The sequence below is a fragment of the Pseudomonas sp. S3_A09 genome (assembly GCF_054668065.1).
Window position 1 is genome coordinate 1030197 of the sequence record NZ_CP162752.1, and the last position, 13315, is coordinate 1043511.

Annotated in this window: 10 protein-coding genes; 4 read left to right on the top strand and 6 right to left on the bottom strand. The window is 61.5% G+C overall.

All coding sequences use genetic code 11. The annotated features are described in order from the left end of the window. Nucleotides 1-11 precede the first annotated feature (11 nt). The 4 genes from moeB to AB4N92_RS04855 are packed head-to-tail and all read left to right on the top strand — an operon-like array spanning nt 12 to nt 4565. Nucleotides 12-1874, top strand: a complete 1863-nt coding sequence (moeB, locus tag AB4N92_RS04840) for a molybdopterin-synthase adenylyltransferase MoeB (RefSeq protein ID WP_236267028.1) — start codon at nt 12-14, stop codon at nt 1872-1874. Nucleotides 1875-1889: 15 nt separating this feature from the next. Next, entirely contained in the window at nt 1890-2804 is a 915-nt protein-coding gene (locus AB4N92_RS04845; protein ID WP_236267035.1) for a PLP-dependent cysteine synthase family protein, read from the top strand. A 37-nt stretch (nt 2805-2841) separates the two neighbouring features. Then, nucleotides 2842-3834, top strand: coding sequence for a serine O-acetyltransferase (locus AB4N92_RS04850; RefSeq protein WP_010208483.1), 993 nt, complete (start codon nt 2842-2844; stop codon nt 3832-3834). 2 nt (nt 3835-3836) lie between these two features. Next, complete coding sequence (locus AB4N92_RS04855) at nt 3837-4565, top strand: alanyl-tRNA editing protein (RefSeq protein WP_010208482.1); 729 nt, start codon at nt 3837-3839, stop codon at nt 4563-4565. Nucleotides 4566-4701: 136 nt separating this feature from the next. Here the strand turns inward: AB4N92_RS04855 and prpD are convergent, their stop codons facing one another. The 6 genes from prpD to AB4N92_RS04885 all read right to left on the bottom strand — a co-directional run bounded on the left by prpD (nt 4702) and on the right by AB4N92_RS04885 (nt 13069). Continuing rightward, nucleotides 4702-6186, bottom strand: coding sequence for a 2-methylcitrate dehydratase (gene prpD / locus AB4N92_RS04860; RefSeq protein WP_021491519.1), 1485 nt, complete (start codon nt 6184-6186; stop codon nt 4702-4704). Nucleotides 6187-6305: 119 nt separating this feature from the next. After that, complete coding sequence (prpF, locus tag AB4N92_RS04865; protein ID WP_042571959.1) at nt 6306-7496, bottom strand: 2-methylaconitate cis-trans isomerase PrpF; 1191 nt, start codon at nt 7494-7496, stop codon at nt 6306-6308. A 9-nt stretch (nt 7497-7505) separates the two neighbouring features. Further along, a complete protein-coding gene (acnD, locus tag AB4N92_RS04870; protein WP_236267027.1) occupies nt 7506-10100 on the bottom strand; it encodes a Fe/S-dependent 2-methylisocitrate dehydratase AcnD in 2595 nt (864 codons plus the stop codon). 197 nt (nt 10101-10297) lie between these two features. Next, nucleotides 10298-11425: a bifunctional 2-methylcitrate synthase/citrate synthase gene (gene prpC / locus AB4N92_RS04875; RefSeq protein ID WP_010208473.1), complete on the bottom strand. Its 1128-nt coding sequence runs from the start codon at nt 11423-11425 to the stop codon at nt 10298-10300. Nucleotides 11426-11465: 40 nt separating this feature from the next. Next, entirely contained in the window at nt 11466-12359 is an 894-nt protein-coding gene (gene prpB / locus AB4N92_RS04880) for a methylisocitrate lyase (RefSeq protein ID WP_021491517.1), read from the bottom strand. Continuing rightward, nucleotides 12359-13069 (bottom strand): GntR family transcriptional regulator, encoded by a 711-nt coding sequence (locus tag AB4N92_RS04885; RefSeq protein WP_021491516.1) that lies wholly within the window; start codon nt 13067-13069, stop codon nt 12359-12361. Before AB4N92_RS04885 ends, prpB begins: the two co-directional genes overlap by 1 nt. Between the last annotated feature and the right edge of the window lie 246 nt (nt 13070-13315).

Sequence of the window (13315 nt, forward strand, 5' to 3'; positions counted from 1 at the left end):
GCGAGAGAAACATGGACGTCCTCCGCCCAAAAGCCCTGGAACAGATCTACGCCCACGCCAGCCGCAGCTACCCCGAAGAATGCTGTGGCTTCGTCTTCGCCGACGGCAGCGTGTACCTGGGCAGCAATATCCAGAATGAGCTGCACCGCAAGCACCCCGAGATGTACCCGCGCAGCGCGGCCAACGGCTACACGTTTTCGGTGGCCGACACCCTGCTGATGAACAAGGCGTTTCGCAGCGACAACCCAGTGGTGGCGATCTACCACTCGCACCCGGATGTGGGTGCCTATTTCAGCGACGAAGACCAAGACAAGGCGCTGTTCATGGGTGAGCCGATCTACCCCGTCAGCTACCTGGTGGTCGACGTTCGCCGGGGCCAGGCGCTGGGCTCCAAGCTGTTTGCCTGGGATGGCAAGCATTTCGCTCTTCAACCTTTCAACGACCTGCACACGGAGTTGTCCATGAACGCTGTCTCTTTCCCCGACATTCTGGTTCGCGTGGCCAAGCTGCCGGAATCGACCCTTGAGGGCTCCGGATCGACATTGCGCGAAGTCATTGAAAACCTCTGCAGCAGTCACCCGCAGCTGCGCCCCCACCTGTTTCACGAAAAAAACCACCAGCTCAAGGAGCACTTCCTGTTCACTGCCGAGGAAGCATTGATCGGTGCTGATGACCCACTGCCGGAAAAAGCCAAAATCGAAGTGCTCCTGGCCACGTCCGGCGGCATGGACGTCGACGCGCTGAGTAATGAAGAAGTACAACGCTATGTGCGCCACATCACCCTGCCAGGCGTGGGTCGCGAAGGTCAGTTGAACCTGAAGAAAGCCAAGGTGCTGATCATCGGCACCGGCGGTCTGGGTTCGCCCATCAGCCTTTACCTTGCGGCTGCCGGCGTAGGCACCCTGGGACTGGTGGACTTCGATGTGGTCGAAAGCAGCAACCTGCAACGCCAGATCGTCCACGGCAACAGCACCCTCGGCATGCCCAAGGTGGAATCCGCCAGGCAGCGCTTGCAGGACCTGAACCGCCATATTCAGATCAACGCCCACGACACCGCCCTGAACGCCGACAACGCGCTGGAGCTGGTGGGCGCCTACGACCTGGTGATCGACGGCACCGACAATTTCGATACCCGCTACTTGGTCAACGACGCGTGCGTGCAACTGGGTAAGCCCTTGGTGTACGGCGCGATCTACCGCTTCGACGGGCAGATCAGCGTGCTCAACTACAAAGGCGGGCCGTGCTACCGCTGCCTGTTCCCCAGCGCACCGCCTGCAGAACTCGCGCCCAATTGCAGTGCCGGTGGGGTGATCGGCGTGCTGCCCGGTGTGGTCGGGATGATCCAGGCCACCGAGGCCATCAAGCTACTGATCGGTATTGGTGAACCGTTATCCGGCCGTCTGATGCGCTTCGACGCGCTGGCGATGAAATTCAGTGAAATCCGCTTCAAGCGCCGCGTCGACTGCCCGTGCTGCTCAGAGCTGCGCCACAGCGAGACCCGGGCACCGGCCGCCTGCGCAGATACCATGCCCAGCCCACCGTCGCTGGCCGAAGAGCGCTATATCAAGCCGCAGGTACTCAAACAAGTACTCGAACACCACAGCAGCGCCGATGTGCTGTTGGATGTGCGCGACGCCAGCGAACTGGAAGTGTGCAAATTGCCGGGCGTGGTGCATATCCCGTTGGCCGAGCTGGACGGCCACCTGGACCGCCTCAGCCGGGACAACACCCACTACCTGATTTGCTACGCCGGCACCCGCGCGGAGCAAGCCGCAAGTACCTTGCTGGCAGCCGGTTTCGCCAATACCAAAGTCCTGCAGGGCGGCATGAAGCACTGGGTTCGCGATGTCGAACCCGACATGCCGTTGTATTGAGGCGAGGGCTGAATGATGTTGCATAACTCCATTCTCGACGTGATCGGCCAAACGCCGATCGTGCGCCTGGCGCAGTTTTCCGAAGACCTCGGCATCGAGGTCTACGCCAAGCTTGAGTCCCTTAACCCCGGTGGCAGCCACAAGGCGCGCATCGCCCTGGGCATGATCCTCGACGCCGAGCGCCGGGGCGTGCTGATCCGCGATTCCGGGCAGACCATCATCGAACCCAGTGGTGGCAACACCGGCATCGGCCTGGTGATGGCCGGCAATGTACTGGGCTACAAAGTGGTGTTGGTGATCCCCGATAACTACAGCCCCGAAAAGCAGAAGCTGCTGCGTTTATATGGGGCCAAGGTGGTGCTGTCGGACAGTCGCCTGGGTAACAATTCCCATGGCGAAAAGTGCATGGAACTGCAGCTGGAAAACCCCAGCTACGTGATGCTCAACCAGCAACGCAATGGCGCAAACCCACAGACCCATCGCGACACCACCGCACCGGAAATCCTGCGTGCCTTTGGCGAGAAACGCGCCGACTACTTTGTCTGCGGCATCGGCACTGGGGGGCATATCACCGGCATCGGCGAAACCCTGAAAACCGCCTGGCCGGAGCTGCGCGTCATGGGCGTGGAACCGGAAGAGTGCGACCTGCTGAAAAACCAGCACGCGCCGCATCACATCCAGGGCCTGTCGATCGGTTTGATCCCGAGCATCCTCAACCTGGACGTGATCGACGGCATGCTCAAGGTCTCGCGCCAGGACTGCATCAACATGATGAAACGCATCATGCGCACCGACGCCATCAGCCTAGGCCTGTCGTCCGCCGCCAACATGGTGGCCATCGCCAGGCTCGCCCCCGAACTACCACCCGAAACGGTGGTGCTGACCATGGTCTACGACAATGCCGACAGCTACCTGCCCAGTTTCGAATAAACGGGTGTCCAGCCAACCAGAATGCGGGGGTGCCCCCATGGGCGGTTTTATCGACATGCAACAGCTGCACGATGAGTTGCTCACCCACCTCATCAAGACCCTCACACCCGCCCAAATGAAACAACTGGAACCGCACCTGGCCCCGCTGATCCAGAACGCCGCCCAGGCGGTGGCTGAGGACCTGATCGCCTATGCCTACCGTGATCCGGCCTCACGCGGGCGTGGCGATTTAATCCTGGAGTCCTACGCCTCGTTCAAGGCGGTACTGTATTACCGCCTGGCGCACCTGGTATGGCATTTCCCGAACCAGACCAATAGCGTGTTTTCGCGCATTGCCCTCAAGCTGAGCAACCAGGGCAAGGTGCTTTCCGGTGCCGAGATCCACCCAGCGGCACGCATCGGCCGACGCTTCGTGCTGGACCACGGCTACGGCACGGTGATCGGCGAAACCTGCGAGATCGGCAACGACTGCTACATCCTCTGCGGCGTGACCCTGGGAGCTCGAGGCATCGCCAACAACCCCGACGGCAAGCGCCACCCACGCCTGGGCAACAACGTCGAGGTAGGCTCCGGTGCCCGCGTGCTGGGCTATGTGCTGATCGGCGATAACGTGTTTATCAGCCCGTCCTGCGTGATCACCCAGGACGTCCCCGCCGGCACCAAGGTGAAGGTGGTGAACCAGATCCAGCTGCAAAAAAACGATGAATCGGACCACAGCAACTACCTCGGAGCCTTCGCCCTGGAAGAGCGATTGCATGTGGTGGGCGAGATCAACGCCAGCCATAAGGTGACAGTGCTGGACGCCGACTTCCACCCTTTGCCGGGGCTGATGCTGGAGCCCACGGTGAAGGAGCGCCACCACCTGCAATTTCGCTTGCATCGCGTCGAGTCGGGCAGCCATTTACCGCGCTTGCCGCTGAACCTGAAAGTCTGCGGCCCGGAATTTGAAATTACCCTGCTCTCCCCCCCTGGCTTGAGTGCAATGGTGCGCTCCCTGCTGCAAGCCAGCCCACTGATTGTCGGAGGTTGAACATGTCCGTGCACACCATGGAAACCCTGGCGCTGTTCGACAGCGCGCCCTACCAGAATGCCTTCAGCGCCCGGGTGATTGCCGTCAGCGAACACGGCATCGCCCTGGAGCATACGTTGTTCTACCCCACTGGCGGCGGACAGCCAGGCGACACGGGCCATTTCACACTGGCGGACGGTACGCGAGTCGAGGTCACCGGCACTGTGCGCGATCCGGTACTGCGCTCGATCATCTGGCACCAGGTGGAACACTGCCCCACGCAGTTGACTGCAGGCGTACAAGTAGATGCCGGCCTCGATTGGGACCGGCGCTACCAGCACATGAAGATGCACACCTGCCTGCACCTGCTGTGCTCGATCATCGACGCACCGGTCACCGGCTGCAGCATCAGTGCGGACAAGGGCCGACTGGATTTCGACCTGCCGGAAATGACCCTCGATAAAGACAGCATCACCCGCGACCTCAATGCGCTGATCGAACAGGCCCACCCGGTGAAAACCCTGTCGATGCCGGCTTCCGAATACTCGACTCTGCTACAGATCACCCGCACACAGGCCGTGGCCCCGCCGGTGATTCAGGGGTCGGTAAGGGTGATTGAAATCGCCGGCATTGATATCCAGCCGTGTGGGGGCACCCATGTGATCAACACCGAAGAAATCGGCCGGGTGTTCTGCGAGAAGATCGAGAAGAAGAGCAAGCATAACCGCCGGGTAATCCTGCGATTCGAGTGAACACGGTCAACTGTGGGAGGGGGCTTGCCCCCGATTGCAGTCTGTCAGTTGATGCAGCGGGCACTGCCGCACCGCTATCGGGGGCAAGCCCCCTCCCACATTCATTGGGTTTGCACAGATGAATACGGGGTGTCTGCTAGATCACGAACAGGTCCACGAAGCGGTTCACTGGCGTTGCTTCAAGCCGTGCCTGGTCCTTGCACAGTGCAAAAATCTCGGCACTGCGCTGCCCGGTGAACCGCGTCGCCAGGTTGGCCTTGAACTTGTCTTCCAGCAACGGAATGCCCTCCACCCGACGACGGCGATGGCCAATCGGGTATTCCACCGCCACCTGTTCCGTGCAGCTACCGTCCTTGAAAAACACCTGCACCGCATTGGCGATGGAACGCTTGTCGGCCTCCAGGTATTCGCGGCTGTAGCGTGGGTCTTCGACGATGACCATTTTGTCGCGCAACTGATCGATGATCGGATGGGCGGCGTGGAATTCGTCTTCGTACTGCTCGGCCACCAGGTTGCCGAACGCCAACGGCACGGCGGTCATGTATTGCAGGCAATGATCGCGGTCAGCGGCGTTGGCCAGTTGGCCGACCTTGGAGATGATGCGAATCGCCGATTCATGGGTGGTAATCACGATGCGGTCGATTTCATGCAGACGATCTTTCACCCATGGATGCAATGTCACCGCTGCTTCGCAGGCCGTTTGCGCATGGAATTCGGCGGGGAAGCTGATTTTGAACAGTACGTTTTCCATCACATAAGTGCCGTAAGGCTGGGACAGGCTGAACGCGCGTCTATCCTCCGGCTTGAGTGCCAGGTCCTTGTTGGTGTGGCTGAACAGCACGTCGTAGAACCCCCACTGCGGCGCGCTCAGTACGCCAGGAATCCCCATCTCGCCACGCATGGCGATATCCGCCAGACGTACGCCGCGACTCGACGCATCCCCCGCCGCCCAGGATTTTCGCGAGCCGGCATTCGGCGCATGCCGGTAAGTTCGCAATGCCTGCCCATCGACAAACGCATGGGACAAGGCTGCCAGCAATTGCTCACGGTTGGCGCCCATCAGCTTGGCGGTGACAGCCGTGGAGGCGACTTTCACCAGAAGTACATGGTCGAGGCCTACGCGGTTAAAAGAGTTTTCCAGGGCAATTACGCCCTGGATTTCGTGAGCCATGATCATCGCTTCCAGCACCGCGCGCACGGTCAACGGCACGTCGCCATTGGCCACGCGCTTTTGCGACAGATGATCAGCCACAGCGAGGATGCCGCCGAGGTTGTCCGAGGGGTGACCCCATTCGGCAGCGAGCCAGGTGTCGTTGTAGTCAAGCCAACGCACGATACAGCCGATGTCCCACGCGGCCTTGACCGGATCCAACCGAAACGACGTGCCCGGCACCCGCGCGCCAAACGGCACCACCGTGCCCTCGACGATGGGCCCCAGGTGCTTGGTGCACTCGGGAAAGCGCAGGGCCAACAGGCCACAGCCCAGGGTGTCCATCAGGCAGTTGCGGGCGGTGTCCAGCGCATCCCGGGAGTCGATGCGGTAGTTGAGGACATAGTCAGCAATATCCTGCAGAACCTGGTCGTAGTCCGGGCGGTTGTTCTGGTCGACGTTGGCGCTCATGGCAGTTCTCCAAAAGGTAGGTGGGGTGACAGTCCTCGGGCTAACGGTTGATGGGGTCATGGCCGGTCTGATCGCCAGCCTTGGGATAGAAGCCCCCACTGTGGGAGCAGTGTCGAACCTTAGAAAGCGTCGCCGGGAACGCGGACGAAACCTTCCATCAATACGCGCGCGCTGCGGCTCATGATGGCTTTCTTCACCACCCATTCGCCGTTGACCTGAGTAGCTTCAGCGCCCACGCGCAAGGTGCCGGACGGATGCCCGAACCGCACCGCGTTGCGCTCCACACCTCCGGCAGCTAGGTTGACCAAAGTCCCGGAAATCGCCGCCGCTGTGCCAATCGCCACCGCCGCCGTGCCCATCATCGCGTGGTGCAGCTTGCCCATGGACAGTGCGCGCACCAGCAGGTCGACATCCCCGGCATTGATTGCCTTGCCACTGGACGCCACGTAGTCCGCAGGCTTGGCCACGAACGCCACCTTGGGGGTGTGCTGACGCTGGGCGGCTTCGTCCAGGTGTTTGATCAGGCCCATGCGCAAGGCGCCATACGCCCGCACGGTTTCAAACATGGCCAGGGCTTTCGGGTCGCTGTTGATCGCGCCTTGCAGCTCGGTGCCGGTGTAGCCGAGGTCTTCGGCGTTGATGAAGATCGTCGGGATACCGGCGTTGATCAGCGTGGCCTTGAAGGTGCCGACGCCGGGCACTTCCAGGTCGTCGACCAGATTGCCGGTGGGGAACATCGAACCACCGCCGCCCTCTTCTTCCGCCGCCGGGTCCATGAACTCCAACTGCACTTCGGCGGCCGGGAAGGTCACGCCGTCCAGTTCGAAATCACCGGTTTCCTGCACCGCGCCGTCAGTGATTGGCACGTGGGCAATGATGGTCTTGCCGATATTGGCCTGCCACACCCGCACCACCGCCACGCCGTTGTGGGGGACGCGGGCCGGGTCGACCAGGCCGGCGCTGATGGCAAAGGAACCGACCGCCGCCGACAAGTTGCCGCAGTTGCCGCTCCAGTCCACGAAGGGCTTGTCGATGGAGACCTGGCCGAACAGGTAGTCCACGTCATGATCGGCGCGGGTACTTTTGGCCAGGATCACCGTCTTGCTGGTGCTCGATGTCGCGCCGCCCATGCCGTCGATCTGTTTGTCGTAGGGATCGGGGCTGCCGATCACCCGCAACAGCAAGGCGTCGCGCGCAGCACCCGGCACCTGCGCCGATTCGGGCAGGTCCTGGAGGCTGAAAAACACGCCCTTGCTGGTGCCACCACGCATGTAGGTGGCGGGTATCTTGATTTGCGCTACGTGTGCCATGGTGTCCTCTCAGGCCGTCGCCGCCGATTCCAGGAAGTCCTGGGCAAAACGTTGCAACACGCCGCCCGCTTCGTAGATCGACACTTCTTCGGCGGTGTCCAGGCGGCAGGTCACCGGCACTTCGACACGTTCGCCATTCTTGCGGTTGATTACCAGGGTCAACTGCGCACGCGGAGTGCGTGCCCCCACCACGTCATAGGTTTCGCTGCCGTCGATCTTCAGGGTGTGGCGATCCGTGCCTGGCAGGAACTCCAGCGGCAGCACGCCCATGCCCACCAGGTTGGTGCGGTGGATGCGCTCGAAACCTTCGGCGGCAATCGCTTCCACACCCGCCAGGCGCACGCCCTTGGCCGCCCAGTCACGGGACGAGCCTTGGCCGTAGTCGGCGCCGGCGATGATAATCAGCGGCTGCTTGCGCTCCATGTAGGTTTCGATGGCTTCCCACATCCGCGTGACCTGGCCTTCCGGCTCGATCCGCGCCAGGGAACCCTGCTTGACCTTGCCGTTCTCAACCACCATTTCGTTGAACAGTTTCGGGTTGGCGAAGGTCGCGCGCTGCGCGGTCAAATGGTCGCCACGGTGCGTCGCGTAAGAGTTGAAGTCGACTTCCGGCAGGCCCATTTTCGCCAGGTATTCGCCGGCGGCGCTGTCGAGCATGATCGCATTCGACGGCGACAGATGGTCAGTGGTGATGTTGTCCGGCAGCACCGCCAGCGGGCGCATGCCCTTGAGCGGACGGGCACCGGCCAGCGCGCCTTCCCAGTAGGGTGGGCGACGGATGTAGGTGCTTTGCGGGCGCCAGTCATACAGCGGCGCGACTTTCGGGCCGGTGTCTTCGTGGATGGCAAACATCGGGATATACACCGCGCGGAACTGCTCCGGCTTGACCGAGGCCTTGACCACCGCGTCGATCTCTTCGTCGCTCGGCCAGATATCCTGCAGGCGGATTTCCTTGCCGTTGGCGTCGAGGCCGAGCACGTCTTTTTCGATGTCGAAACGGATGGTGCCGGCAATCGCATAGGCCACTACCAGCGGCGGCGAGGCGAGAAAGGCTTGCTTGGCATAGGGGTGGATACGCCCGTCGAAGTTGCGGTTACCCGAAAGCACGGCGGTGGCGTACAGGTCGCGGTCGATGATTTCCTGCTGGATCACGGGGTCGAGCGCACCGGACATGCCGTTGCAGGTGGTGCAGGCAAATGCGACGACACCGAAACCGAGTTTTTCCAGCTCATGACCCAGGCCCGCTTCCTCCAGGTACATGGCCACGGTTTTCGAGCCGGGTGCCAGGGACGATTTGACCCACGGCTTGCGCGTCAGCCCCAGCTTGTTGGCATTGCGCGCCAGCAGGCCGGCGGCAATCACGTTGCGTGGGTTGCTGGTGTTGGTGCAACTGGTGATGGCTGCGATGATCACCGCGCCGTCGGGCATTTGGCCCGGCACTTCATCCCACTGACCGGAAATGCCCTTGGACGCCAGGTCGCTGGTGGCAACGCGGGCATGCGGGTTGCTTGGACCGGCCATGTTGCGCACGACGCTGGACAGGTCGAAAGTGAGGCCGCGCTCGTATTGCGCACCTTTCAGATCATCGGCCCACAGGCCGGTGTGGCGAGCGTATTGCTCCACCAAGGTGACTTGTTCGTCTTCACGGCCAGTGAGCTTGAGGTAGGCGATAGTCTGCTGGTCGATGTAGAACATCGCCGCAGTGGCGCCGTACTCCGGGGCCATGTTGGAAATGGTTGCGCGGTCGCCCAGGGTCAGTGCCGAAGCACCTTCGCCGAAGAACTCCAGCCAGGCACCGACCACTTTCTGTTTACGCAAGAACTCAGTCAGCGCCAGCACCATGTCAGTAGCGGTGATACCCGGCAACAGCTTGCCGGTGAGCTCCACACCAACGCTTTCCGGCAGGCGCATCCATGAGGCGCGGCCGAGCATCACACTTTCCGCTTCCAGGCCGCCGACGCCAATGGCAATCACGCCCAGCGCGTCTACGTGAGGCGTGTGGCTGTCAGTGCCGACGCAGGTGTCCGGGAACGCCACGCCGTCGCGCACCTGGATCACCGGGGACATTTTCTCCAGGTTGATCTGGTGCATGATGCCGTTGCCGGGCGGGATCACGTCGACGTTCTTGAACGCCTTCTTGGTCCACTCGATAAAGTGGAAACGGTCTTCGTTGCGACGGTCTTCAATGGCGCGGTTTTTTTCGAACGCGTCCGGGTCGAACCCACCGGCTTCGACGGCCAGGGAGTGGTCGACGATCAGTTGGGTTGGCACCACCGGGTTGACCTGCGCCGGGTCACCGCCTTGCAGGGCAATGGCATCGCGCAGACCGGCGAGGTCGACCAGGGCGGTCTGGCCGAGGATGTCGTGGCACACCACACGCGCCGGGAACCACGGGAAGTCTAGGTCGCGCTTGCGCTCGATCAGTTGGCTCAGGGACGCGTTGAGGGTGGCCGGGTCGCAGCGACGCACCAGGTTTTCCGCGAGCACGCGGGAGGTGTAAGGCAACGTGGCGTAGGCGCCGGGACTGATTGCATCAACTGCCGCGCGGGCGTCGAAGTAATCCAGGCGGCTGTCGGGAAGCGGTTTGCGGAATTCAGTGTTCATCGTCAGGACTCGGTCACGGTGGTTGCAAAAGGAGCCCACGGATCCTGGGAGGGAATGCGATCAAAAGGTGGGAGCGGGCTTGCTCGCGAAAGCGGTTTAACAGTCGCCATGTGTGTTGAATGACACACCGCTTTCGCGAGCAAGCCCGCTCCCACATTTTTGATCCGGTTTCACCCCGGGATCAGCGGTTTCTCCATTCAGCGACGTTCGATTGGCACGAACTTGCGCTGCTCTACGCCGGTGTATTCGGCGCTTGGACGGATGATGCGATTGTTGGCGCGCTGTTCGAATACATGCGCGGCCCAGCCGGTGAGGCGTGAGCAGACGAAGATCGGGGTGAACAGCTTGGTCGGGATACCCATGAAGTGGTATGCCGAGGCATGGTAGAAGTCGGCATTGGGGAACAGTTTTTTCTGTTCCCACATGGTCTTGTCGATGGCTTCAGAGACCGGGAACAGCACCTTGTCACCCACCTCGTCAGCGAGTTTTTTCGACCAGCCTTTGATCACTTCATTACGCGGGTCGCTGTCTTTGTAGATCGCGTGGCCGAAGCCCATGATCTTGTCCTTGCGCGCCAGCATGCCGAGAGTGCCTTCGACCGCTTCTTCAGCGGATGAGAAGCGCTCGATCATCTCCATCGCCGCTTCGTTGGCGCCGCCGTGCAGCGGGCCACGCAGGGAGCCGATAGCGGCAGTGACGCAGGAATACAGGTCGGACAGGGTCGAAGCACACACCCGCGCGGTAAAGGTCGAGGCGTTGAATTCGTGTTCCGCGTAGAGGATCAACGATACGTTCATGACCTTGACGTGCAACTCGCTCGGCTTCTTGCCGTGCAGCAGGTGCAGGAAGTGGCCGCCGATGGAAGGCTCGTCGGTCACGCAGTCGATGCGTTTGCCGTCGTGGCTGAAGCGGTACCAGTAGCACATGATCGCCGGGAAAGCGGCCAGCAGGCGGTCGGTGACGTCGCGCTGCACACTGAAGTCTTTCTCAGGTTCGATGTTGCCCAGGAACGAACAACCGGTGCGCATCACGTCCATCGGGTGGGCGTCGGCGGGGATGCGTTCCAGGACTTCCTTCAGCGCTTGCGGCAGGTCGCGCAGCTTGCTCAGCTTGGCGCTGTAGGCGGCCAGTTCGGTCTGGGTCGGCAATTCGCCGTACAGCAGCAAGTAGGCGACTTCCTCAAACTGCGCATCGGCGGCCAGTTCGCGCACGTCATAGCCGCGATAGGTCAGGCCGGCACCGGCCTGGCCCACGGTGGACAATGCGGTCTGCCCGGCCACCTGGCCGCGCAGGCCGGCCCCACTCAATACTTTTGCTTCAGCCATGTCGGTTCTCCAATCTTGAATTTATTAGGGAGGCTGTTTGTTACTTCTTGGCTGCAAACAGCGCGTCGAGCTTTTGCTCGAAGGTGTGGTAATCGATGCGATCGTAAAGCTCCATGCGGGTTTGCATGGTGTCGATCACATTCTGTTGGGTGCCGTCGCGACGGATCGCGGTGTAGACGTTTTCGGCGGCCTTGTTCATGGCGCGGAAGGCCGAGAGCGGGTACAGCACGATGGAAACATCGGCAGATTTCAACTGTTCGGTGGTGTACAGCGGCGTGGCGCCGAACTCGGTGATGTTGGCCAGGATTGGCGCTTTCACACGGGACGCGAACAGCTTGTACATCTCAAGTTCAGTGATGGCTTCCGGGAATACCATGTCGGCGCCGGCCTCGATGCAGGCGGCGGCGCGCTCCAGGGCTGATTCCAAACCTTCGACGGCCAGGGCATCGGTGCGCGCCATGATCACGAAGCTGTCATCGGTGCGCGCATCCACGGCGGCCTTGATGCGGTCGACCATTTCCTGCTGGGACACGATTTCCTTGTTCGGACGGTGACCGCAGCGCTTGGCGCCCACCTGATCTTCGATATGGATCGCAGCCGCGCCGAACTTGATCATCGACTTGACGGTGCGCGCCACGTTGAACGCCGAGGAGCCGAAGCCGGTGTCGACGTCCACCAGCAGCGGCAGGTCGCACACGTCGGTGATGCGGCGTACGTCGGTCAGCACGTCATCCAGGCCGGTAATGCCCAGGTCCGGCACGCCGAGGGAACCGGCAGCTACGCCGCCACCCGACAGGTAGATCGCCTTGAACCCGGCGCGTTTGGCCAGCAGAGCGTGGTTGGCGTTGATCGCACCGACCACCTGCAAAGGATGCTCGCTGGCGACCGCGTCACGAAAACGCTGGCCTGGAGTCGTCTTATTATTGGAACTCATCATTCACCTCGTGATTGGGCAGTACCGTCCGGGAAGTGACGGGCAATGTTGCGTTTTGACGCGCCGATATGCCGGCGCATCAACAGTTCGGCCAGTTCACCGTCGCGATCGGCAATCGCGTCAAGAATGCGGTGGTGCTCGGCAAAGGCCTGGCGTGGACGATTGGGGGTGGCGGAAAACTGGATGCGGTACATGCGCACCAATTGGTACAGCTCGCCGCAGAGCATTTGGGTCAGAGTACGGTTACCGGCGCCTTGAATGATCCGGTAATGAAAGTCGAAGTCACCTTCCTGCTGGTAATAACCGAGGCCGGCCTGGAAGGCTTCGTCGCGTTCGTGGGTGTGCAGCACCTGGCGCAGCTCTTCGATTTCCGCGTCGGTCATGCGCTCGGCGGCCAGGCGACAGGCCATGCCTTCGAGGGATTCGCGGATTTCATAGAGTTCGACCAGCTCGGCATGGCTTAACGAAACCACGCGCGCGCCGACATGCGGCACGCGCACCAGCAGGCGCTGGCCTTCCAGGCGGTGAATCGCCTCGCGCAGCGGCCCACGGCTGATGCCGTAGGTGCGCGCCAGTTCCGGCTCGGAAATCTTGCTGCCGGGCGCGATCTCACCCTTGACGATGGCGGCCTGGATACGCCGGAAGACGTTCTCGGACATGGTCTGGGAATCGTCTTGCGCCACCACTGGGGATTCCAGCTGATCCAGCATATTGTCGACACCTTTAAAAGCAATGCCGCAAAAACTAGCCAATCAGCCCTGGATAGTCAAAGAATAAATGCACATTGTCGACAATCGTCTAATAACCGCTGTTGCACTCTTCCAGAGCATGGCCGCCTGCCAGCGCTGGCGCCAAAAAAGCATCATGTTAGAATGCACGCCACTTTTGCCTGACATCGCGAGATGAAACGGCGCACGAGGGAGCTTGCGCAGTAATGCCAGTCGCCTTGAATTGAA

What these genes read in the sequence shown, in the direction of transcription:
- moeB (WP_236267028.1), top strand. Translation starts at nt 12, where the DNA reads ATGGACGTCCTCCGCCCAAAAGCCCTGGAACAGATCTACGCCCACGCC.
- AB4N92_RS04845 (WP_236267035.1), top strand. Translation starts at nt 1,890, where the DNA reads ATGTTGCATAACTCCATTCTCGACGTGATCGGCCAAACGCCGATCGTG.
- AB4N92_RS04850 (WP_010208483.1), top strand. Translation starts at nt 2,842, where the DNA reads ATGGGCGGTTTTATCGACATGCAACAGCTGCACGATGAGTTGCTCACC.
- AB4N92_RS04855 (WP_010208482.1), top strand. Translation starts at nt 3,837, where the DNA reads ATGTCCGTGCACACCATGGAAACCCTGGCGCTGTTCGACAGCGCGCCC.
- prpD (WP_021491519.1), bottom strand. Translation starts at nt 6,186, where the DNA reads ATGAGCGCCAACGTCGACCAGAACAACCGCCCGGACTACGACCAGGTT.
- prpF (WP_042571959.1), bottom strand. Translation starts at nt 7,496, where the DNA reads ATGGCACACGTAGCGCAAATCAAGATACCCGCCACCTACATGCGTGGT.
- acnD (WP_236267027.1), bottom strand. Translation starts at nt 10,100, where the DNA reads ATGAACACTGAATTCCGCAAACCGCTTCCCGACAGCCGCCTGGATTAC.
- prpC (WP_010208473.1), bottom strand. Translation starts at nt 11,425, where the DNA reads ATGGCTGAAGCAAAAGTATTGAGTGGGGCCGGCCTGCGCGGCCAGGTG.
- prpB (WP_021491517.1), bottom strand. Translation starts at nt 12,359, where the DNA reads ATGAGTTCCAATAATAAGACGACTCCAGGCCAGCGTTTTCGTGACGCG.
- AB4N92_RS04885 (WP_021491516.1), bottom strand. Translation starts at nt 13,069, where the DNA reads ATGCTGGATCAGCTGGAATCCCCAGTGGTGGCGCAAGACGATTCCCAG.